Origin of the sequence: Phycicoccus flavus (assembly GCF_004025965.2) — a bacterium.
Classification (GTDB): domain Bacteria; phylum Actinomycetota; class Actinomycetes; order Actinomycetales; family Dermatophilaceae; genus Phycicoccus; species Phycicoccus flavus.
In genome coordinates, this window is record NZ_SAYU02000023.1 from 35,168 (window position 1) to 55,298 (window position 20,131).

The 20,131-nt window shown below is 75.0% G+C and carries 20 protein-coding genes and 1 pseudogene; 7 read left to right on the forward strand and 14 right to left on the reverse strand.

Features of this window, described 5'->3' with window-relative positions; all coding sequences use genetic code 11:
- Positions 1-52 precede the first annotated feature (52 nt).
- Both EPD83_RS08730 and EPD83_RS08735 read right to left on the reverse strand, forming a co-directional pair.
- Positions 53-460 carry a hypothetical protein gene (locus tag EPD83_RS08730; protein WP_128365864.1) on the reverse strand — a complete coding sequence of 136 codons (408 nt, stop codon included), beginning with the start codon at positions 458-460 and terminating at the stop codon, positions 53-55.
- A 79-nt stretch (positions 461-539) separates the two neighbouring features.
- Complete coding sequence (locus EPD83_RS08735) at positions 540-1,577, reverse strand: DUF5914 domain-containing protein (RefSeq protein ID WP_205859473.1); 1,038 nt, start codon at positions 1,575-1,577, stop codon at positions 540-542.
- A 96-nt stretch (positions 1,578-1,673) separates the two neighbouring features.
- On the opposite strand from EPD83_RS08735, the gene EPD83_RS08740 reads away from it, so the two are divergent.
- The gene (locus tag EPD83_RS08740) at positions 1,674-2,072 is read left to right on the forward strand and encodes an SRPBCC family protein (protein ID WP_205859474.1); all 399 of its coding nucleotides are present in this window, start codon (positions 1,674-1,676) and stop codon (positions 2,070-2,072) included.
- 190 nt (positions 2,073-2,262) lie between these two features.
- Positions 2,263-2,469: a cold-shock protein gene (locus tag EPD83_RS08745; RefSeq protein WP_128366030.1), complete on the forward strand. Its 207-nt coding sequence runs from the start codon at positions 2,263-2,265 to the stop codon at positions 2,467-2,469.
- Positions 2,470-2,570: 101 nt separating this feature from the next.
- Here EPD83_RS08745 and EPD83_RS08750 read toward each other — a convergent pair whose 3' ends face one another.
- A complete protein-coding gene (locus tag EPD83_RS08750; protein WP_128366031.1) occupies positions 2,571-2,996 on the reverse strand; it encodes a PPOX class F420-dependent oxidoreductase in 426 nt (141 codons plus the stop codon).
- 132 nt (positions 2,997-3,128) lie between these two features.
- On the opposite strand from EPD83_RS08750, the gene EPD83_RS08755 reads away from it, so the two are divergent.
- Positions 3,129-4,622 (forward strand): MDR family MFS transporter, encoded by a 1,494-nt coding sequence (locus tag EPD83_RS08755; protein ID WP_165566478.1) that lies wholly within the window; start codon positions 3,129-3,131, stop codon positions 4,620-4,622.
- Here the strand turns inward: EPD83_RS08755 and EPD83_RS08760 are convergent.
- From EPD83_RS08760 to EPD83_RS08770, 3 genes are all read right to left on the reverse strand, one after another.
- A complete protein-coding gene (locus tag EPD83_RS08760) occupies positions 4,615-7,032 on the reverse strand; it encodes an FdhF/YdeP family oxidoreductase (RefSeq protein WP_322095777.1) in 2,418 nt (805 codons plus the stop codon). The two genes, EPD83_RS08755 and EPD83_RS08760, sit on opposite strands and share 8 nt — an antisense overlap.
- Positions 7,033-7,144: 112 nt before the next feature.
- Positions 7,145-7,825 carry a response regulator gene (locus tag EPD83_RS08765; RefSeq protein ID WP_128366033.1) on the reverse strand — a complete coding sequence of 227 codons (681 nt, stop codon included), beginning with the start codon at positions 7,823-7,825 and terminating at the stop codon, positions 7,145-7,147.
- On the reverse strand, positions 7,822-9,468 hold the full coding sequence (locus EPD83_RS08770; RefSeq protein WP_128366034.1) for a sensor histidine kinase: 1,647 nt from the start codon (positions 9,466-9,468) through the stop codon (positions 7,822-7,824). The genes EPD83_RS08765 and EPD83_RS08770 overlap by 4 nt, the downstream gene beginning before the upstream one ends.
- A gap of 123 nt (positions 9,469-9,591) precedes the next feature.
- Between EPD83_RS08770 and EPD83_RS08775 the strand changes: the two genes are divergently transcribed.
- The 3 genes from EPD83_RS08775 to EPD83_RS08785 all read left to right on the forward strand — a co-directional run bounded on the left by EPD83_RS08775 (position 9,592) and on the right by EPD83_RS08785 (position 12,408).
- Positions 9,592-11,025 (forward strand): cation:dicarboxylate symporter family transporter, encoded by a 1,434-nt coding sequence (locus EPD83_RS08775; RefSeq protein WP_128366035.1) that lies wholly within the window; start codon positions 9,592-9,594, stop codon positions 11,023-11,025.
- Between the two features lie 74 nt (positions 11,026-11,099).
- Positions 11,100-11,951, forward strand: a complete 852-nt coding sequence (locus EPD83_RS08780) for a DUF429 domain-containing protein (protein WP_128366036.1) — start codon at positions 11,100-11,102, stop codon at positions 11,949-11,951.
- A gap of 43 nt (positions 11,952-11,994) precedes the next feature.
- Positions 11,995-12,408, forward strand: a complete 414-nt coding sequence (locus tag EPD83_RS08785; RefSeq protein WP_165566479.1) for a VOC family protein — start codon at positions 11,995-11,997, stop codon at positions 12,406-12,408.
- Between the two features lie 19 nt (positions 12,409-12,427).
- On the opposite strand, the gene EPD83_RS08790 is transcribed toward EPD83_RS08785, so the two are convergent.
- The 4 genes from EPD83_RS08790 to EPD83_RS08805 are packed head-to-tail and all read right to left on the reverse strand — an operon-like array spanning position 12,428 to position 16,293.
- A complete protein-coding gene (locus EPD83_RS08790) occupies positions 12,428-12,838 on the reverse strand; it encodes an ATP-binding protein (RefSeq protein ID WP_128367036.1) in 411 nt (136 codons plus the stop codon).
- Positions 12,828-13,160, reverse strand: a complete 333-nt coding sequence (locus EPD83_RS08795) for an STAS domain-containing protein (protein ID WP_128367035.1) — start codon at positions 13,158-13,160, stop codon at positions 12,828-12,830. The genes EPD83_RS08790 and EPD83_RS08795 overlap by 11 nt, the downstream gene beginning before the upstream one ends.
- On the reverse strand, positions 13,160-15,139 hold the full coding sequence (locus EPD83_RS08800) for a glycosyltransferase family 2 protein (protein ID WP_235950426.1): 1,980 nt from the start codon (positions 15,137-15,139) through the stop codon (positions 13,160-13,162). Before EPD83_RS08800 ends, EPD83_RS08795 begins: the two co-directional genes overlap by 1 nt.
- Positions 15,136-16,293 (reverse strand): PP2C family protein-serine/threonine phosphatase, encoded by a 1,158-nt coding sequence (locus EPD83_RS08805; RefSeq protein ID WP_128367034.1) that lies wholly within the window; start codon positions 16,291-16,293, stop codon positions 15,136-15,138. Before EPD83_RS08805 ends, EPD83_RS08800 begins: the two co-directional genes overlap by 4 nt.
- Positions 16,294-16,679: 386 nt before the next feature.
- Between EPD83_RS08805 and EPD83_RS08810 the strand changes: the two genes are divergently transcribed.
- On the forward strand, positions 16,680-17,096 hold the full coding sequence (locus EPD83_RS08810; protein WP_128367033.1) for a nitroreductase/quinone reductase family protein: 417 nt from the start codon (positions 16,680-16,682) through the stop codon (positions 17,094-17,096).
- Between the two features lie 30 nt (positions 17,097-17,126).
- Here EPD83_RS08810 and EPD83_RS08815 read toward each other — a convergent pair whose 3' ends face one another.
- The 4 genes and pseudogenes from EPD83_RS08815 to EPD83_RS20645 form a co-directional block, all read right to left on the reverse strand.
- Positions 17,127-17,912 carry an aminoglycoside phosphotransferase gene (locus EPD83_RS08815; protein WP_165566480.1) on the reverse strand — a complete coding sequence of 262 codons (786 nt, stop codon included), beginning with the start codon at positions 17,910-17,912 and terminating at the stop codon, positions 17,127-17,129.
- Positions 17,909-18,520 (reverse strand): LutC/YkgG family protein, encoded by a 612-nt coding sequence (locus EPD83_RS08820; protein ID WP_128368539.1) that lies wholly within the window; start codon positions 18,518-18,520, stop codon positions 17,909-17,911. The genes EPD83_RS08815 and EPD83_RS08820 overlap by 4 nt, the downstream gene beginning before the upstream one ends.
- Positions 18,517-20,022 carry a lactate utilization protein B gene (locus tag EPD83_RS08825; RefSeq protein ID WP_165566481.1) on the reverse strand — a complete coding sequence of 502 codons (1,506 nt, stop codon included), beginning with the start codon at positions 20,020-20,022 and terminating at the stop codon, positions 18,517-18,519. Before EPD83_RS08825 ends, EPD83_RS08820 begins: the two co-directional genes overlap by 4 nt.
- Positions 20,023-20,026: 4 nt before the next feature.
- Positions 20,027-20,131, reverse strand: a pseudogene (locus tag EPD83_RS20645) ((Fe-S)-binding protein); the annotation flags it as partial.

Consider the following 20,131-nt stretch of genomic DNA (forward strand, 5'->3'; position numbering starts at 1 on the left):
ACCCTTCGTTCCCCGGCGGACCCGAACCTTCCGGCGCGTAGGCGACGCCGGGCTACGGGACGACGCGCGATCGCCGGCCGAGGCGCAGCGCCAGCCACGGCGTCGCGACGGCGATGCCCATGACGAGGACGAAGAGCACGCCGGCGACGGCGAGCCGCCAGGCCGGGACGTCACGGGCGGCGGCGTCCTGCAGGCTGCTCACCCCGATGGCGACCCCGGAGTAGAGCAGCAGCCCCGACGACACGGCGAGCGCGGCCCAGCGGCGCCCGCCGCGCCAGCCGAGTCGTCCCACCGCGGCGCCGCCGACCCCCGCCAGCGCGAAGAGCAGGACGATGCCCGCGGTGCCGGAGACGGAGAAGGCCGGCCGGCCCAGCTCGACGAGCGCGACGACGCGCATGAGCACCCGGGCGACGACGGCCGCGACGACGGCGACCGCGAGCCCCCACCCCAGCCATCCCATCCGCACATGGTGGAGCGGGGCGGGCCCGCTGTCGAGACCGGCGCCACCCGGGCCGGCGTCCGTTCCGGCCGGCCGCGGGTCAGCCGACGAGGCCGCGGCGCAGGGCGTAGCGGCGGGCGGCGTACTCGAGGTCGTCGGTCCACAGCTGGCGCTGCGAGGCGCGCATCCCCATCCGCACCAGCGGCGCGAGCCCCCGGGCGACCCGGAAGCCCACCCGGTCCGAGGTCGCGACGACGGCCTCGGTCATCACCGTGCGTGCCGGGTGCACCCCGGGCGCCGTGACGAGGGTGGCGTGCGTCTCGACGACGCTGCCCAGCCCCTCGCCCTCGGTGATCGTCATGACGACGGTCTGGGCGTCGGGGCAGGTGAACTCGGCGCGCACCGGGACGGCGAAGCGGCGGTCCAGCCGGTAGGCGACGTCGAGGACGAGGCGGTCCGGGGTCGAGGCGTCGTCGTCGACGGTGAGGTCGCTGAAGGCGTAGGGGTGGAACCAGGCGCCGTGCCACGGGTCGAGCCGGTTGGCGACGATGTCGCGCGGCTCGCAGGTGACGGGCAGGGCGACGACGGACGCCACCGCCCCGGACGGCGCCGGACGGGTGGCGAGCACCGGGCGGTCGGTCGGCTCCACACCGTCCTCGATCACGCCGAGGCGTGCCCACAGCAGGACGCCGTCGTCGTACGCGGCGACCGTCGCCCACGGCGGGTCGGTGTCGCGCCCGAGCGGCATGCCGTGCCAGCGGCAGCGCACGTCGCCGGCGACCACCGGGCAGGCGTCCAGCCGTGCCCCGAGGTGCGGGCATGCACCCGGCCCGGCCAGCAGCGACCCGTCGACGTCCCGCCACAGCACGACCTCGCGGCCGCCGACGGTGCGGACAACTGAGGTGTCGGACGGCACCTCGCCCGAGGCGCCGACGACGACCCAGCCGTGCGTGGGGCGGGCGAGCGCGTCGGCCAGGGCGGCCTCGATGCGGCCCGGGCGGGCGTCGCGCCAGGTGCCGCGCAGCCGGTCGGGAGTGGCCTGGGGCAGGTGCCGGACCGGCGAGCGGCGCCGCACCTGGTCCAGGACCGAGGACCGCACCTGGTCCCGGACGGAGCGGTCGACGCGCAGGAGGCTCACCCCGTCACGCTATCGCCGCGCCCACGGCCCGGACCAGCGGACCCGGGCCGAGCCTCGACAGCCCCGCGGCGGGACCGATGCGGGAGGATGGTCCGCGTGTCCCTCGTCACCGGCTCGATGCGCCTCGCCGCGACCGGCCCACTGCCGCCCGAGCACGCCTGGGCCCGCTACACCGAGCCGCGCCGCTGGTCGACGTGGGCGCCGCACATCCGCGAGGTCGACTACCCCCACGCGGTGATCGAGCCGGGGTCGAGCGGGCGGGTCACCGGCGTGGGCGGCGTCGTCGCCGTCTTCACCGTCGACACCGTCGACCACGACGCCCGCACCTGGTCCTGGCGGGTGCGCTCCGGGCCGCTGCGGCTGCGCTTCGAGCACGGGGTGGACCCGGCCGCGGAGGGCTGCACCGGATGGGTTGTCACGCACGCCCTCTGGCCCGTCGTCGCGGGCTACGCCCCCGTCGCGCGGTGGTCGCTCGGACGACTCGTGTCGACGTAGGGCCCCTCGGGTCGTGCCGGACGGCCGAGCACGATAGGGTTCCCGTGTTGTTGAGCTTTCCGATGTTGACGTAGTAGCAGGACGGGCCCCGTCGGGGCCCGGCAGCACTTTCTGAGCAGAGGTACGTACCAAGCATCACAACGCCGGGCGTGCCGACCCGCGGTGCACCCACTCAGGAAGAGAGATCTCCATGGCTACTGGCACCGTCAAGTGGTTCAACTCCGAGAAGGGCTACGGCTTCATCGCCCCCGACGACGGCTCGGCCGACGTCTTCGCCCACTTCTCCGCGATCAACGGCAACGGCTACCGCTCCCTCGAGGAGAACGCCAAGGTCGAGTACGAGACCCAGCAGGGCCAGAAGGGCCTGCAGGCGGCGAACATCACCGTCATCGGCTGACCTGCCACCCCTCCGCGCCGTTCCGGCGCGCACGACGACCGCCGTCCGGCTCCGCCGGGCGGCGGTCGCCCGTGTCGGGCGGTCCTCGCAGGTGGCCGGGGTCAGGCGGCTGGCGCCGGATCCACCGTGAGGACGATGCCGGCGCGCGGGTTGCGGCGCAGGCCGACCCGCGAGGTGACAGCGTCGACGAGGTCGGACAGCCGGGCCGGCCAGCCGTACTTGGCGACGACGGCGGCGCGCACCGCCCGCACCTCGTCCGGGCCGCGGACGACGACGCCCTCGCCCCGGTAGGTCGGCGCGTCGTCCTTGACCCGGCCGCGGCGGTCGCAGGGGCGCAGCTCGACCCGGCGGGTGTGGTTCAGGCGCTTGACCTTGCCGGTGTCGTCCACGGTGACGACGACGAGGTGCTCGCTGCCGTCGGCGGCCGGGGCGATCCACACGGCGGTGCGCACGGGCGCGCCGGTGCGGCGGAAGGTCGTCAGCGAGACGTAGGGGGTGTCGGCCAGGGGATGGCGCGCGGCGTCCATCGCCCCAGCGTAGGTCCGTCCGCCCGGGCCGCGCCCGGGCCGCGGCGACGGAAATGCGCGCGCGGTGTCGCGGTGTTCGCTCCTACCGTGGACCAGTTCCGACCCACGACCGCCTCGACCCCGACGGGCCCCATGACCGACACCGCACCGCCCCGCACGCTGCCCGAGCCGCCGACGACGGAGGCCGCAGCGTCCTACCCGGTGCTGCGCTGGCTCGTCGCCGCGACCTTCACCGTCATCCTCAACGAGACGATCATGGTCAACGCCATCCCGCGCCTCATGGCGGAGTTCGCCGTGAGCGCCCGGTCGGCGCAGTGGCTGTCGACCGCGTTCATGCTCACCATGGCCGTCGTCATCCCCGTCACCGGCTGGTTCCTCCAGCGCGTGACCACCCGCACGGCGTTCACCGTCGCGATGAGCACCTTCGCCACGGGCACCGTGATCTGCCTGCTGGCGCCCGTCTTCCCGGTGCTCGTCGCCGGCCGGGTCGTCCAGGCCGCCGGCACCGCCGTCATGTTCCCGCTGCTCATGACGACGCTCATGACCGTCGTCGCCGAGCGCGACCGCGGCCGGGTCATGGGCAACGTCACGCTCGCCATCTCCGTGGCACCGGCACTGGGGCCGGCTCTCTCCGGGCTCGTCCTCGGCGTGGCCGGGTGGCGCTGGCTGTTCGGCGTCGTCCTGCCGGTCGTCGCGCTCGTCTCCGTCGTCGGTCTGCGGCGCCTCACCGACGTCGGCGAGCCCCGGGACTCGGCGGTCGACTGGCTGAGCGTCGTCATGTCGGCGCTCGGCTTCGGCGGGCTCGTGTACGGCCTCAGCCGGATCGGCGAGGAGAACCCCGGCGCCGTCCCCGCCGGGGTGTGGATCGCCGGCGGGCTCGCGGTCCTCGCCGCGTTCGTCCTGCGCCAGCGCGCCCTGACCCGCCGCTCGGAGCCGCTGCTCGACCTGCGCACCCTCACCCACCGCACCTACGCGCTGGCGCTGTCGGTGCAGGCGCTGGGCTTCCTCACGATGCTCGGGACGATGATCCTGTTGCCGCTGTACCTGCAGGACCTGCGCGGGCTGTCGCCGCTGCGCACCGGGCTGCTGCTGGCCCCGGGCGGCCTGGCCATGGGGCTGCTCGGCCCCGTCGTCGGCCGGGTCTTCGACCGACGCGGCGGTCGCGTCCTCGTGGTCCCGGGTGCGCTCGGCGTCCCCCTGGCCCTGGCCGGGCTCAGCCGGATCGGCGAGAGCACGCCCTACGCCGCGATCCTCGGGGTGCAGGCGCTGCTCATGGTCGGCCTGGCCGCGCTCTTCACCCCCGCCTTCACGCTGGGCCTGGGCGCGCTGCCCCGTCACCTGTACTCGCACGGCTCGTCGCTGCTCGGCACCGCCCAGCAGGTGGCCGCCGCCGTCGGCACCGCGGTCACCGTCACCGTGCTGTCCTGGCGCTCGGCGCAGCTGACCGACGCAGGGGCGAGCGACGCCGCCGCCTACGTCGGCGGCGTCCGGGCCGCGTTCGGGGTCGCCGCCGTGCTGGCTGTCGGGCTCGTGGTCCTCGCGGCGTTCCTGCCGAACCGGTCGAGCACCCCGGCGGACGAGCCGGCCGTCCGCGAGCCCGCCGGGGAGGGCGCCCCCGTCAGCTGAGGTGCACCGGCTCGACGTCGCTGCGGTTGCCCTGGTCCTCGCCGGCCTTGACCCGTGAGCCCGCCTCGGCGTCGTGCCGCTCGCAGGACCCGTGCGGGGCGAAGCGGACGACGACCGACTTGCTCGCCGGGCAGTTGCTGCCCTCGGCCACGTGGTCCAGTGGCACGAGGACGTTGCACTCGGGGTAGTACGCGGCGGCGCACCCGCGGGCGGTCGGGTAGGGCACGACCTTGTAGCCGTGGGCGACCCGCTCGGAGCCGTCGGTCCAGCCGGACACGACGTCGTACAGCTCGCCCTCCTGCAGGCCGAGCGCGCTCATGTCCTCGGGGTGGACCATGACGACCTGGCGACCGCCGGCGAGGCCGCGGTAGCGGTCGTCGTGGCCGTAGATCGTCGTGTTGAACTGGTCGTGGCTGCGCAGCGTCTGCAGCAGCAGGTGGCCCTCGGGGGCGGTGAGCACCGCGATGGGGTTGACCGCGATCTGGGCCTTCCCGGACGGGGTCTCGAAGGTGCGGGTGTCGCGCGGCGGGTGCGGGAGGGTGAAGCCACCGGGCCGCATCACCTTGTCCTGGTAGGCGTCGCAGCCGGGGACGACGTTGCCGATGTGGTGGCGGATGCGCGTGTAGTCCTCGGCCATGGCCGCCCAGTCGATGCGCGACCCGCTCGGGCGGTCGCCGAGGGTGGCCTCGGCGATCCGGCACACGATCCACGGCTCGCCGTGCAGGTGCGCGCTCGCCGGCTCGTTGCGGCCGACCGACAGGTGCACCTCGGACATCGAGTCCTCGACGGTGACGCCCTGCCAGCCGGCGGTCGTCAGGTCCTTCTCGGTGCGCCCGAGGCACGGGAGGATGAGCATCTGCCGGCCGGGCAGCATGTGGGTGCGGTTCGGCTTGGTCGACACCTGGATGCCGAGGTCGACCGAGCGCATCGCCTCGTGGGTGACGTCGGAGTCCGGGGTGGCGGCGGCGAAGTTGCCGCCGAGGCCCATGAGGACCTTGACCTTGCCCTCGACGAGCGCGCGGACGGTGTTGACGACGTCGTGGCCGCGCTCGCGCGGCGGCTCGAAGCCGAACTCGGCCCTGATCCGGTCCCCGAAGTGGGCGGGCAGCTTCTCCCAGACGCCCATCGTCCGGTCGCCCTGGACGTTGGAGTGACCGCGGACCGGGCACAGACCCGCGCCCGGCTTGCCGATGTTGCCCTGGAGCAGGGCGACGTTGGTGATCTCCTTGATCGTCGCGACGGCGTGCCGGTGCTGGGTCACGCCCATCGCCCAGCAGAACACCGTGCGGGAGGAGGCGGCGAGCAGGTCGGCGACCCGCTCGATCTGGGCGCGCTCCAGACCGGTGGCGCGCAGCACGTCGTCCCAGTCGAGGTCCTTGACGTGCTCCTTGTACGACTCGAAGCCGGTGGTGTGCCGGTCGACGAAGTCGGTGTCGACGGCGCCGTTCTCGACGAGCAGCGCGCCGAGCGCCTGGAAGAGCGCGAGGTCGCCGCCGAGCCGGATGGGGAGGAACTCGCTGGCCAGGTCCGTGCCGACACCGGTGAGGCCCTTGACGGTCTGCGGGTTGTCGAACTTCATCAGGCCGGTCTCGGGCAGCGGGTTGACCGCGACGATCCGGCCGCCGCCCTGCACGCACTTCTCCAGCGCGCTGAGCATCCGGGGGTGGTTGGTCCCCGGGTTCTGCCCGGCGATGATGACGAGCTCGGCGTCGTGGATGTCCTGGAGGCTCACCGAGCCCTTGCCGATGCCGATGGACTCGGCGAGCGCGACGGACGTCGACTCGTGGCACATGTTCGAGCAGTCCGGCAGGTTGTTCGTGCCGAAGGCCCGGGCGAAGAGCTGGAAGGTGAACGCCGCCTCGTTGGAGGCGCGACCGCTCGTGTAGAAGACCGCCTCGTCGGGGCTGTCCAGACCGTTGAGGGTGTCCGCGACGAGCCGGACGGCCTCCTCCCAGGTCACCGGCTCGTAGTGGGTGCCGCCCTCGCGCAGGAGCATCGGCTCGGTGATGCGGCCCTGCTGGCCGAGGCGGAAGTCGCTCCACGTCGCGAGCTCGGCGACCGAGTGCTCGGCGAAGAACGCGGGGTCGGCCTTGCGCTTGGTGGCCTCCTCGGCCACGGCCTTGGCACCGTTCTCGCAGAACTCGGCGAAGCTGCGGTGCTCGGGGTCGGGGTCGGGCCACGCGCAGCCCATGCAGTCGAAGCCGTCGGCCTGGTTGAGGCGGCGCAGCGTGTTCAGCGTCCGGGCCGGACCCATCTGGCCGGCGGCACGGTTCACCGAGACGGCGACGGCCTCGACGCCGGCGGCGGCGTGGCGTCGGCGGTGGACGTCGACGTCCGTCGCGACGACGTCGTCGTCGGGCGCACCGCGCCAGGGCTCGAGCATCCGGGTCACGCGGGAGGAGTCCACCATGGCTCCAGCCTCGCACCCGCACCTGTGCGACGGACGGCCGGTGACCAGGACATCCGTCACGACGTCTCGACTCCCGCCGCCACCGGAGGGGCGCCGGGACGGAGCCCCGGCGTCAGGAGCGCCAGGTGTAGGTGACCTCGGGACGACCGGTGCCGGCGTAGCGGTTGCCGCGGGCGGCCCGGCCGGAGTCGACGAGGTGCTCGGCGTAGCGCCGGGCCGTCACCCGGCTCACCCCGAGGGCCTCGCCCAGCTCGGCCGCCGACCGTCCGGTGCCCGCCTCGCGCAGCACGACGACGACCCGGCCCAGCAGGTCCTCGGTCATCCCCTTCGGCACGCTCACCGGGGCCGCCGGCCGCAGCCGGGTGAGCAGGCTGTCGACCTGCGCCTGGGTGTCGGCCTCGCCGGCGTCGTGGCGGTAGTCGCGGTAGGCCAGGAGGCGCTCGCGCAGCGTCGCGAAGACGAACGGCTTGAGGACGTACTGGACGACCCCGAGCGAGACCGCCGACCGCACGGTCTCGAGGTCGCGCGCCGAGGTGACGGCGACGACGTCGGCCCGGTGGCCGTGCGCGCGCATCGCCCGGACGACGTCGAGCCCGCGCAGGTCCGGCAGCCCCATGTCCAGGAGCACGAGGTCGACCCGGTGCTCCCCGAGGTGGCGCAGCGCCTCCCGCGCGGTGTGCACCCGACCCGACACGACGAAGCCCTCGACCCGGCCGACGTACGTCGCGTGCGCCTCCGCGGCGACGGGCTCGTCCTCGACGACGAGGACGGCGATGGGCTCGTCGGGGCTCACCGGCCGAGGCCGACCCGGTCGGCGGTGTCCACCGGTGCGCCGGCGCCGCCGCGCAGGACCGGCAGCGTCACCGTGACGACGGCGCCGGGTGGGCCGGCGAAGCCCAGCGTCCCGCCGAGCCGCCCCACCGTGCCGTGCACGAGCGCCAGCCCGACCCCGCGCCCGGCGTCCCCGGAGGCCGGCTTGGTCGAGAACCCGCGCTCGAGGACCCGCTCGCGCAGCGCCGGCGGGATGCCGGGGCCGGTGTCGGCGACGACGAGCTCGACCCGGTCGCCGCGGTCGTGGGCGGTGAGCTCGACCCGGCGCTCGCCGGGCTGCCCGGTGACGGCGTCGAAGGCGTTGTCGACGAGGTTGCCGACGACCGTCACGAGGTCGCGCGGTGAGGCCACCCCGGCCGGCCACCGCAGCCCGGCGTCGAGGACGAGGTCGATGCCGCGCTCGTGGGCCTCGGCGGCCTTGCCGAGCAGCAGTGCCGACACGACCGGGTCCTCGACGCCGGCGACGACGCGGTCGGTGAGGTGCTGGGCCCGGCTCAGCTCGTCGGTGGCGAAGGACAGGGCCCGCGAGGTGTCGCCGAGCTCGATGAGCGAGACGATCGTGTGCAGCCGGTTGCCCGCCTCGTGCGCCTGCGAGCGGAGCGCGTCGGCCAGGCTGCGGGCGGCCCCGAGCTCGCCGGTCAGCTCCTCGAGGTCGGTGCGGTCGCGGATCGTCACCACCGCCCCGAGGTCCTCGCCGTCGCGCCGGGCCCGGGCCTTGTTGAGGACGAGCACCCGCGACCCGGTGACGTGGAGGTCGTCCTCGCGGACGTCGGGGTCGCTCATCGCGCGCACCAGCGCCGGCCCCAGCCCGAGGTCCGCCACCGGGCGTCCGGCGGGGTCGTCGGCGAGCCCGAGCAGCCGCCGCGCCTCGTCGTTGGCCAGCCGCACCCGGCCCTCGGGGTCGAGCAGGACCAGGCCCTCGGTGACCGAGTGCAGCACGGCGTCGTGGTGGTCGTGCATGGCCTGGAGCTCGGCGGCGCGCAGCCCGCGGGTCTGGCGCCGGACCCGCCGGGCGATGAGGGTCGCCCCGATCCCGGCGAGGACGCCGGCCACGCCCCCGGCGACGAGCAGGGGCGGCAGCTCGCCCGCCATCCGGGCGTCGACGGCGGGCTCCCCGATCCCGACGGCCACCAGCCCGACGACGGACCCGCCGGCGCCGGTGACCGGGACGACCGCCCGCCGGCTCGGCCCGAGCGTGCCGGTGTAGTCCTCGACGACGGTGCCGCCGGCCCGCGCGGCGTCGATGTGGCCGACGAACCGGCGGCCGACCTGCGCCGGGTTGGGGTGGCTGTAGCGGATGCCGTCCGGGCTCATGACGACGACGAAGTCGGTGCCCGTGCTCGCGCGGACCCCTTCGGCCAGGGGCTGCAGCACCCCGCCGGGGTCGCCGTCGGTCACCGCCGTGACGACGTCGGGCTCGGCCGCGACCGCCCGCGCGACGGCGAGCACCTGGGCCGTCGACTCGTCGGTCACCGCCCGCTCGGCCTGCACGTACGCGGCCGCCAGCCCCGCGGCGATGACCCCGAACACGAGCGCGACGACGAGCACGGCGGTCTGCCCCGCGACGCTGAACCCGCGGCGCTGCTCCTCGGGGGTCGGGGTCACGCCGCTCACCGGCCGACGCCGGCGTCGCGCGTGAACACTGCGTACACAAGCGTGACGATAGCCGCGGGCGGCACCACCCTGTCTGGCAGCGCACCCCCGCGTCGGACGAAGGAGTTCACGCCCATGACCGCATCCACGACGACCACGCCCGAGCGGCCCGAGACCGGGGGACGTCGCGACCGCACGCACTTCCTCTACATCGCCGTCATCGCGGCGATGGTGCTCGGCATCCTCGTCGGCTTCCTGTTCCCCGAGTTCGGGGTGCAGCTGAAGCCGCTCGGCACCTTCTTCGTCAACCTCATCAAGATGATGATCAGCCCGATCATCTTCGCGACCATCGTCCTCGGCATCGGCTCGGTCCGCCGCGCCGCCCAGGTCGGCAAGGTCGGCGGGCTGGCCCTCGGCTACTTCCTCGCCATGTCCACGGTGGCCCTGGCCATCGGCCTCGTCGTCGGCAACATCGTCAAGCCCGGCGCCGGCCTCAACCTCACCGACGAGCTCGCGAAGAGCGGCCAGTCGCAGGCCGCCACCGGCGGCGCCGAGTCGACGACCGACTTCCTCCTCGGCCTCGTGCCCGACACGCTCGTGTCGTCGCTCACCTCCGGCTCGGTCCTGCAGACCCTGCTCGTCGCGCTGCTCGTCGGGTTCGCGCTGCAGAAGATGGGGACGGCGGGCGAGCCGATCCTGCGCGGCATCACCCACTTCCAGCGCCTCGTCTTCCGCCTCATGGCGATGATCATGTGGGTCGCCCCGGTCGGCGCCTTCGGGGCGATGGCCGCGGTCGTCGGCGCCACCGGCCTGGACGCGCTGAAGAGCCTCGGCCTCATCATGGTCGCCTTCTACGCCACCTGCCTGATCTTCGTCTTCGGCATCCTCGGGACGATCCTGCGCCTCGTCGCCGGGGTCAGCGTCTTCGCCCTCTTCCGCTACCTGGCCCGCGAGTTCCTCCTCATCCTCTCGACGTCGAGCTCGGAGTCGGCCCTGCCGCGGCTCATCGCGAAGATGGAGCACGCCGGCGTCTCGCGCCCGGTCGTCGGCATCACCGTCCCCACCGGGTACTCGTTCAACCTCGACGGCACCGCGATCTACCTGACGATGGCCTCCCTGTTCATCGCCGAGGCCATGGACAAGCCGTTCAGCATCGGCCAGCAGATCGGCCTGCTCGTCTTCATGATCATCGCGTCCAAGGGCGCGGCCGGCGTCACCGGCGCCGGGCTCGCCACGCTGGCCGGCGGCCTGCAGAGCCACCGCCCGGACCTCGTCGACGGCGTCGGCTTCATCGTCGGCATCGACCGGATGATGAGCGAGGCGCGCGCCCTGACCAACTTCGCGGGCAACTCGATCGCGACGGTGCTCATCGGCACCTGGGTCGGGGCGATCGACCGCGAGCAGCTGGACGAGGTCCTCGCCGGACGCCGCCCGTTCGACGAGTCGACGATGGTCGACGAGCGCGAGCAGGGCAGCGTCCTGGAGTCCGGGCCCGACCTGGACCGGGCCCCGGCCGCCCCCGCCGTGGCGTCGGCCTCGTCCGGCGGCGCGACGTCCGGCACCCGCTGAAGACCCCGGCGCGACCCCGGACGGCTGCAGCCCCGGGGTCGCGCCGGCCCGACCCGGGGCGGCAGGCTGGGGGCGTGACGACGTCCGACCCCCGCCGTGCCGCCTCGTCGGCGCTCGAGGTCCTGCGGGAGGGCGGGGTCCCGGAGGACGTCGTCGCCGACGTGGCCGCACTGCTGGAGGCCCGGCTCGAACCCTCCACCGCCGGACCGGTCGGCCGGCCGGAGCCGCTGGAGGTCACGGCACCGGTGCTCGGCGTCGACGGCTGCCCGGGCGGCTGGGTGGGAGCGCTGCTGGAGCCCGGCGCGCCCCGTCCGCGGGTCCTCCTCGCACCGGGCATCGGCGAGCTCGTCGAGCTGGCCCGCGAGGCGGTGGGGCTCGCGGTCGTCGGCATCGACATCCCCATCGGCCTCCCCGACGCCTCGCTGCGGCAGGCCGACGCGCTCGCCCGGCGGGCCCTGCGCGGGAAGGCGTCGTCGGTGTTCACCACCCTCACCCGCTCGGCGTACGCGCAGCCCGACCGCGCGAGCGCCGACGCGGTGAACCGGCCGCTCACCGGGCAGGGCGTCGGCGCGCAGGCGTTCGCCCTGAGCCGCAAGGTGCTCGAGGTCGACGCCTGGCTGCGCACCCGGCCCACCGTCACCGTGCTCGAGGTCCACCCCGAGGTCTCGTTCGCCGAGATGGCCGGCGCCCCGCTGCGGCCCAACAAGAAGACCGACGAGGGGCGCGAGGTGCGGCTGGCCGCGCTGGCCGCCGCGGGCGTCCCCCGGCCGTCGGTGCTGAGCGGGCGCGGCTACGCCGCCGACGACGTCCTCGACGCCTGCGCCGTCGCGTGGACCGCCGCCCGCCACGTCGCCGGCCGCAGCCGCCGCCTGCCCGACCCGCCGGAGGTCTTCTCCGACGGGATCCCGGCCGCGATCCACGTCTGAAACCTGCTCGCGCCCGGGGAGCGGCGCTGGCAGGGTGGGCGGCATGACCGCCCGCGTGTCCCACACCTCCGTCGACTGCCGCAACGCCTACGAGCTCTCACAGTGGTGGAAGGGCGTCCTGGACTACGTCGACGTCGCCGGGGACCCGAACCTGCCGGGGCACGACGAGTGCATGATCCTCTCGCGCGACGGCGCCCACCGGCTCCTCTTCATCGAGGTGCCCGAGGGCAAGACCGTGAAGAACCGGATCCACCTCGACCTCGAACCGGTGGAGGGCGGCCGCGAGGACGAGCTCGCGCGCCTCCTCGCGCACGGCGCCACCGAGGTCGCCGACCACCGCGGGCAGTACGGACCCGGCACCGGCTGGGTCGTGCTCGCCGACCCCGAGGGCAACGAGTTCTGCATCCTGCGCAGCGCCGACGAGCGCGGCGAGGCATCGCCCTCGCCCGCGACCTGACCGCCGCGGACGTCCCGGCTCACGAGCGCCGGCGCACCATCGTCCACACGTTGACGCCGTCGGCGCGGCCGTAGGTCAGCTCGTCCAGCACCGCCGTGGCGAGCGGCAGGCCGCGCCCGCTCTCGTCCTCGACCCCCGGCATCACCGCGGATCCGACGTCCACGGTCGCCGGCAGCGCCTCCCCGTCGTCTGTGAGCACCCCGACGACCCGGTCCGGGTGGACGTCCACCCCGAAGGTCCAGCGCACCGCGCCGGGCGGGCGGCCGTGCTCGACGACGTTGTTCGCGATCTCGATGACGGCCGTCTCGAACAGGCCGAGGTCGAGCGAGGCGAGGTCCGGGTGGTCGCGACCGACCCGCTCCAGCAGGTCGTGCAGCGCCTCGATCTCCTCGGGGACGGCGAACCCGGTCAGCCGGTGGTCACCAGCCACGGGCCGCGGCCTCGACGTCCGGGTGCGGCGTGAGGACGCGGTCGAGGTTGGTGAGCGCGAGCACGCTGCCCACCTGGTCGTTCGGTGCGGCGATGCGCAGGTCGCCGCCGGCGGTCCGGGCCGCGCGCAGGCCGCCGACGAGCGCGCCGAGGCCCGAGGAGTCGACGAAGGTCGTCGCCCCGAGGTCGACGACCACGCGGGGGTCGCCGTCGCGCACGGCGGTGTCGACCGCCTCGCGCAGCCGACCGGCGGTCGTCATCGTCAACCGGCCCTCGCAGGCCAGGACGGTGTAGCCGGAGCCGGCGCGGGTGTGGATCTCCATCAGGGGGTGTGCTCCTTCTCGGGCAGCGGGGCGAGGACGGGGGCGGGCTCGGGCTCCGGGGCCCGGTAGAGGGCGGCCTGGAAGATGACGCTCATGACGACGAGGTCGTAGACGACCCAGGCCAGGTTGACGCCGGTGCCGATGACGCTGTCCGCGGCGCCGGTCCACAGCCGGACGACGCCGGCGATGGCGGCCAGGACGAGGACGACGGTGGCGAGCAGCTGCGGCCAGACGAGCCGCACCGGGAAGCCGCCGCCCGCGGTGCGGGTCTTCGGGGTGACGACGAAGCCCAGTGGCCGCTTGAGGAACACGTTGGCCGCCGCCGTCGTGCAGGCGCGGATCCACAACGGGAACAGCGCGAGGCTGTACTGGTGGCCGCGCCAGGTGCGCACGCCGTACCCGACGACGACGAACATCAGCTGGTTCATCACGACGTACGGCGCGAAGAGCATGAGGAAGGTGAGCCCGTAGGCGTGCACCGGCAGGACGCCGTAGGTGAGGTAGGCCACCGGCGCGGCGAGGAAGGCCAGCGCCGCGAAGCCGGACAGGTAGCTCCACATCGTCGCGAAGTACATGAGCCGCTGCCCCGGCGCCAGACCGCGCTTGGTCAGCGGGTTCTCGCGCAGCAGGACCTGGAGGGTGCCCTGGGCCCAGCGCAACCGCTGGCCGAGCATGGTCCCGAGGTCCTCGGGCGCCAGGCCGTGGGCGAGCACCTCGTGGTGGTAGACCGAGCGCCAGCCCTGGGCGTGCAGCCGCATGCAGGTGGCCATGTCCTCGGTCACCGAGATCGTCGCCATCGGCATCACCGGCTGGGCCTCGTCCGGCCGGTCGACGTCGACCGCGCGGAGGATGTCGCGCACCGAGGCGACGGCCCCGAGCGGCGACCACTCGCGGTCGGCGAGCGCGTCGACCGCGACGTCGTCGAGGACGAGCTGCCCGCCCTCGCCGTCGACCCGCACCGGCAGCGCGGCGACGGCGGCGAGGTCGGCGCGCATCGTCGCGACGTCGTCCTCGACGACCTCGCGGCTCGCCGTCGCGACGGCCTCGCGGAAGCGGTAGGTGACGTCGGCGACCGGCGTGCCCGCCGCCAGCAGCGCCCGGGCCTCCTTGGCCTCGCGGCGCAGGGTGCGCATCGCCTCGGCGGCGCGGGGGGTGGCCCCGCCCAGGTCCTTCGCGGCCCGCGAGAGGATCCGGTCGGCCGCCCGCAGCGCGTCGGCGACGGCCACCTCGACCTCGCGGACGTACCCGACGATGCCGAGCTGCATGAGCGCCTCGCGCCGCAGCAGGGCGTTCGAGCCGCAGAAGAAGGCCGCGTTCCAGCCGTCCTTGCCCTGCTGGATGGGGCCGTAGAACAGCGGCGCCTGGCTGCCGAGCGGGTCGGAGTCGGTGACGTTGGTGAACCACTGCGGCGTCTGGACCAGCGCGACCTCGGGGTCGCGGAACCAGCCGACGGTGCGCGTGAGGATCGCCGGGTCGGGGATCTGGTCGGCGTCGAGGATGAGCAGCAGCTCCCCCTCCGTGGCGAAGAGCGCGTTGTTGAGGTTGCCGGCCTTGGCGTGGCGCGGCTTGTCGGCCCAGTCCGGGCTGCGGGTGAGGTAGCCGACCCCGAGCTCGGCGGCCGCGGCGGCCATCTCGGGCCGGGCGCCGTCGTCGAGCACCCACGTCGTGTGCGGGTAGGTGATGTCGCGGGCGGCGCGGGCGGTCTCGACCACCATCTCGACCGGCTCGTTGTACGTCGTGATGAGGACGTCGACCGTCGTGCCGGGCTCCGGCTCGGGGGCCGGTCCGCGCTCGCGGGAGCGCCAGACGGTGACGGTGAAGAGGAAGGCGTCGACGAGCGCGTAGGTCTCGGCCAGCGCCAGCGGGACGGCGATCCACCAGTGCTCCCAGTAGACCGACATGCTCCAGCGCCAGCCGACGTAGACGACCCCGAAGAGGACGGTCAGCGTGCCGAGCACGCGCACGAGGGCGCGCTTCACGACGCCCTCCGCAGGGCCAGGGCCGTGACGTCGTCGAGGGGGTGCTCGCCCCCCGACGCGGTGACGGCGTCGACGACGTCCTGCACCCGGCGGGCCCCGGCGACGAGCTCGACGCCGGCCCTGAAGGCGCTCGGGGTGTCGGGGAAGACGTCGAGCACGCCGTCGCTGACGACGAGCAGCGTCTCGCCGGGCGCGAGCCGGTCGTGGGCGACCCGCCACTCGGTGCCGGGGACGACGCCGACCGGCGGGTGGACCGCCGCGAGGCGGCGGGAGGAGCCGTCGGGGGCGACGACCAGCGCCAGGCCGTGGCCGGCGTCGATGTACTCGATCTCTCCGGTGGCGGGGGTCAGGCGGGCGCCGAACATCGTGACGAAGGTGACCGCGCCGGTGTCGTCGTCGGCGAGGAAGCTCTCGATCCGGCCGAGGATGCGCTCCAGCGGGATGAACCGCGAGGCGCCGCGCAGGATGGCCCGCACGCCGGAGGCGACGACCGCGCCCTCGACGCCCTTGCCCATGACGTCGGCCAGGCAGACCTGCACCGTGCCGTCGGGCAGCGCGAGCCAGTCGAAGTAGTCGCCGCCGACCTCACGGGCCGGGCGGCAGCCGCCGGCCAGGTCGTAGCCGTCGACGAGGAGCGGACGGGCGGGCAGCAGCCGGGCCTGGATGCGGCGGGCCTGCTCGGCCTCCGCGTCGTGGACGAGCTCGCGCTCGACCCAGTTCGCGAGGTCGCGCAGCATCCGGGCCTGCTGCGGGTCCAGGTCGCGCGGGCGCGAGTCCAGGAGGCACAGCGTCCCGACGGCGCTGCCGTCCTGGGCGTGCAGCGGCTCCCCGGCGTAGAACCGGATGCCGGGGTCGGCGCCGACGAAGGGGTTGGCGGCGAACCGGCGGTCGGCGGCGAGGTCGGGGACGACCAGGGCGGCGTCGGTGTCGACGGCGTGGGCGCAGAAGCTGTCCCGGCGGGGCACGTCGTCCCCGGGGAAGCCGGAGCAGGCCAGGCTCGACTGGACCTCGGCGTCGACGAGGTTGACGGCCACCATGGGCACGTCGAAGAGGTGCCGGGCGAGCCGGACGACGTGGGCGAACCGCTCCGCACCCGGGACGGCCTCGGCCGGGGTGTCGATCGTGCGGTCCAGGACGGGAGGCAGGGGGTTCATCGGCGTCCTCGGAAGGTGCAGCAGGGTGGTCGTCAGCGTAGGCAGCGCGCTGCGTGGGCGCCTGCGGAAACGCTTCCCCCGGAGGCGCTCCGTCCCATCGGCGCGCGACCGTGGCCGAACGGCCGACCGACCCCACCCGACCGGCCCCCATCCCCTCCCCCCTCTCCGCAACCCTCTTCACCTCCCCCTCCCCTCGCTCGCCCCACCCGTCCGCACTTTCTCGCCTGATCCCGCAACCTTCGGGTTCGCCCACCCTCCGAAGCTGCGCGAACCCGAAGGTTCCGGGGCGCAGACCGCCCCGGCGGACGGCGCACCGGAACAGGGGTCCCGGCGACGCGGTTGTCCCCGCCGGACGACACGTCGGGACACGGAAGAGGCGAGCACGGATGTCGGACTGGAACGAGAAGGTCATCGAGGAGTTCCGCAGCAACGGCGGCACGGTCGAGACGATGGGCTTCGGCCGCCGCCTCGTCCTGCTGCACCACACCGGGGCACGCAGCGGCACCGAGCGCGTCGCCCCGCTGGCCGCGATCCGGGACGGCGAGGACCGCTGGTTCATCGCCGCGTCCAAGGCCGGTGCGCCGACCAACCCGGACTGGTTCCACAACCTGCGCGCCCACCCCGACACCCGCATCGAGACCCCCGACGACGGCACCGTCGAGGTCACCGCCGTCGTCCTCGAGGGCGCCGAGCGGGACGCCGCCTGGGAGCGCTTCAAGGATATGTCCGACGGCTTCCGCTCCTACGAGGAGAAGACGACGCGGGTCATCCCCGTCGTCGCGCTGGAGCGCCGCGGCGACTAGGCCCGCGCACCGCCCGGTGCCCGACCGTGCTCAGACGCCGAGCGCGTCCGCGACCCGGGCCGAGCGACGCAACGCCGGCGCGGACGTCGGGTGCTCCGGTACGAGCAACGCGGTGAGCACCCGGAAGAGCAGCCCGCGGGCGACCGCGCCCATCGGCACCCCGAGCCGCCGCGGCAGGTCGGCGGGAGCGTCGTGCCAGACCAGCGCGTCGGCGACGAGGACGCCCTCGGCGAAGCCCACCGGGCGCCAGGCGGGCGTGACGTCGATGACCGCCGGTGGGTGTCCGTCGGCCAGCAGCACGTTGCCGGTGAGGTCCCGGTGCACGAGCCGCGTCGGTCCTCCCGGGCCGGGGACGACCCGGAGCCGGTCGACGAGGTCGCGGACCGGGTCCGGGACCGGCACGTCGTCCTCGCCCCAGGCCGCGCGGTCGGCGCGCGACCAGGGATCGGTGGGCCCGTCCAGGAACTGCGGGCGGGGCAGGGGTGCCACGGCGACGTGGAAGGAGCGCCCGGCGGCCAGCACAGCGGCCCAGTCGGCGCCCGCCCCGCTCGCCGGGTGGCCGGGCACCCACGCCTGGGCGCCCCAGCCCTCGACCACCCAGCGGCCGTCGGCGGCCCGCAGCACCTCGGGCAGCCGGAAACCCCGCTGCGGCACGGCGGCGACCTCGGTGGCGAGCCAGCGCTGCACCACCGGGTCGGCCGGCCCGAGCACCGCCCCGCCGGCCCGCCAGGCCCGCCCCTGACCGCCGGGCAGGTGCGCCGGCGTGCCGGTGAGGCCGAAGGCGGCGAGCACCGTTGGGCCCGGCGCCGCGCTCACCCGGCCGGGTCGACGATAACGACGTGCAGCCGCCGCGGACCGTGCACGCCCTCGACCCGGTCCAGCTCGATGTCGCTCGTGGCGCTGGGGCCGCTGACCCAGGTCTGGGGGCGCGCGGGGTCGAGGGCGGCGACGGCGTCGACGACCCCGCGGACCACCTGCCCGGCCTCGACGACGCACACGTGGAGGTCGGGGACGAGGGTCACCGCCCGGCGGCCCTGCCCGGGGCCGTGGGTGAGGACGACGGTGCCGGTCTCGGCGACGCCGAGGGCCGCGCGGGTGACGACGGCGTCGAGCGCGTCGAGGTCGGCGGCGGACAGGTGCTCGTCGGGCACGGCGCCCGGCACGTCGAGGTCCAGTCCGTCCGGCACGAGCACCCGTGCGGCACCGTCGAGGACGGCGGCGACGGTGGCGGCGAGGTCACCGGCGGCGCAGCGGGTGACGGTGGCGCGGTAGTCGGCGACCCGCTCGGCGAAGAGGTCGACGACGTCCGCGCCCGCGGGCAGCGGGTCGCGGTCGCGGTAGGCGCGGTCGACCAGGACGGCCGGTCGATCACCGTCGCGCAGGGCCGCCCGCACGGCGGCGAGCACGTCATCGCGGGCGCTCATCGCCGGTCCTCCCGGCCGCCCGCGACGCCGGGTCCCTCGTCGCGGCCGGTCCGGGCCCACCACGCGCGGAAGGACTCCGCGGGCGGGGTGGGCAGGTCGCGGGCGCCGGTCCAGCGCGAGCCCGGGAAGGGCAGCCACGTGAGGCCTCGCCGTCCCCCGGGCATCCCGCGCCCCAGCGGCAGCCGGCCGGCCAGCGCCGCGGCCCGCTCGGCCAGGCCCGTCCGGCGCGCGTCCGCGAGGCCCCAGGCGGCGGCCCGCATCGCGAGCGCCTCGGCCTTGGGGCGGGCGTCGGCGCGGTGGGCGTCGACGACCTTCGTCCGCTCGTGGACGAGGATCCCGGGGATGTCGATGGCGACGGGGCAGACGTCACCGCAGGCGCCACAGAGGGTGGAGGCGTAGGGCAGCGAGTCCGTCGTGGGGTCGGAGCCGACCCCGTGCAGCAGCGGGTTGAGGATCGCCCCGATCGGCCCCGGGTAGACCGAGGCGTAGGCGTGGCCGCCGACCCGCTCGTACACCGGGCAGACGTTCAGGCAGGCCGAGCAGCGGATGCAGCGCAGCGCCTGCCGGGCGTAGCTGTCGGCCAGGGCCCGGGTGCGGCCGCCATCGAGGAGCACGACGTGCACCTCCTGCGGTCCGTCGCCGGGCGTCACGCCGGTCCACGTCGAGGTGTACGGGTTCATCCGCTCGCCCGTCGACGAGCGCGGCAGCAGCCGCAGGAACAGGTCGAGGTCGGCGAAGGTGGGCACGACCTTCTCGATGCCGACGACGGACACGAGCACCTCGGGCAGGGTCAGGCACATCCGGCCGTTGCCCTCGGACTCGACGACGACGAGCGTCCCGGTCTCGGCGACGGCGAAGTTCGCTCCCGAGACGGCCATCCGGGCGGAGAGGAACTTCTCGCGCAGGTGCAGCCGGGCGGCGTTCGCGAGCTCGGCGGGCTGGTCGGTGAGGTCGTCCGGGGCGGCCCGGCCGGCCGCGGACATCCGGCGCCGGAAGATGTCGCGGATCTCGGCCCGGTTCCGGTGGATGGCGGGGACGAGGATGTGGCTCGGCAGGTCCTCCCCGAGCTGGACGATGAGCTCGGCCAGGTCGGTCTCGACGGCCGCGATGCCGCGCTCGGCCAGGGCCTCGTTGAGCCCGATCTCGGCGGTGGCCATCGACTTGACCTTGACGACCTCGTCGATCCCGTGGCCCGCGGCGACGTCGCCCACGACCCGGCATGCCTCCGACGCGTCCCGGGCCCAGTGGACCGTCGCGCCCCGGGCGGTGAGGGCGGCCTCCAGGGCGAGCAGGTGGGTGTCGAGGTGGGCCAGGGTGTCGTCCTTGACCGCGGCCGCCTGCACGCGCAGGTCCTCCCAGTCCTCGACCTCGGCGACGACGCGGGCCCGCTTCTCCCGGATCGTGCTCGTCGCGTGCGCCAGGTTGCGCCGCAGCTGGGGGTCGGCGAGGGCCTCGCGGGCCGCGACGGGGAACGGGGGCATCCCGACGAACGTGCGCGGCATCGCCTCAGGCCACCCCCGCCGGGTCGTCGGCGGTGGCCGCGAGCACCTCGGCCAGGTGCAGGGTGCGCACCCCGGCCCGCTGCCGCGACAGCAGCCCTCCGACGTGCAT

Coding starts and splice junctions, on each gene's coding strand:
- EPD83_RS08820 (WP_128368539.1), bottom strand. CDS start 18,520: ATGAGCGCCCGCGATGACGTGCTCGCCGCCGTGCGGGCGGCCCTGCGC.
- EPD83_RS08775 (WP_128366035.1), top strand. CDS start 9,592: ATGACCGCATCCACGACGACCACGCCCGAGCGGCCCGAGACCGGGGGA.
- EPD83_RS08825 (WP_165566481.1), bottom strand. CDS start 20,022: ATGCCGCGCACGTTCGTCGGGATGCCCCCGTTCCCCGTCGCGGCCCGC.
- EPD83_RS08810 (WP_128367033.1), top strand. CDS start 16,680: ATGTCGGACTGGAACGAGAAGGTCATCGAGGAGTTCCGCAGCAACGGC.
- EPD83_RS08745 (WP_128366030.1), top strand. CDS start 2,263: ATGGCTACTGGCACCGTCAAGTGGTTCAACTCCGAGAAGGGCTACGGC.
- EPD83_RS08805 (WP_128367034.1), bottom strand. CDS start 16,293: ATGAACCCCCTGCCTCCCGTCCTGGACCGCACGATCGACACCCCGGCC.
- EPD83_RS08785 (WP_165566479.1), top strand. CDS start 11,995: ATGACCGCCCGCGTGTCCCACACCTCCGTCGACTGCCGCAACGCCTAC.
- EPD83_RS08795 (WP_128367035.1), bottom strand. CDS start 13,160: ATGGAGATCCACACCCGCGCCGGCTCCGGCTACACCGTCCTGGCCTGC.
- EPD83_RS08730 (WP_128365864.1), bottom strand. CDS start 460: ATGGGATGGCTGGGGTGGGGGCTCGCGGTCGCCGTCGTCGCGGCCGTC.
- EPD83_RS08760 (WP_322095777.1), bottom strand. CDS start 7,032: ATGGTGGACTCCTCCCGCGTGACCCGGATGCTCGAGCCCTGGCGCGGT.
- EPD83_RS08755 (WP_165566478.1), top strand. CDS start 3,129: ATGACCGACACCGCACCGCCCCGCACGCTGCCCGAGCCGCCGACGACG.
- EPD83_RS08750 (WP_128366031.1), bottom strand. CDS start 2,996: ATGGACGCCGCGCGCCATCCCCTGGCCGACACCCCCTACGTCTCGCTG.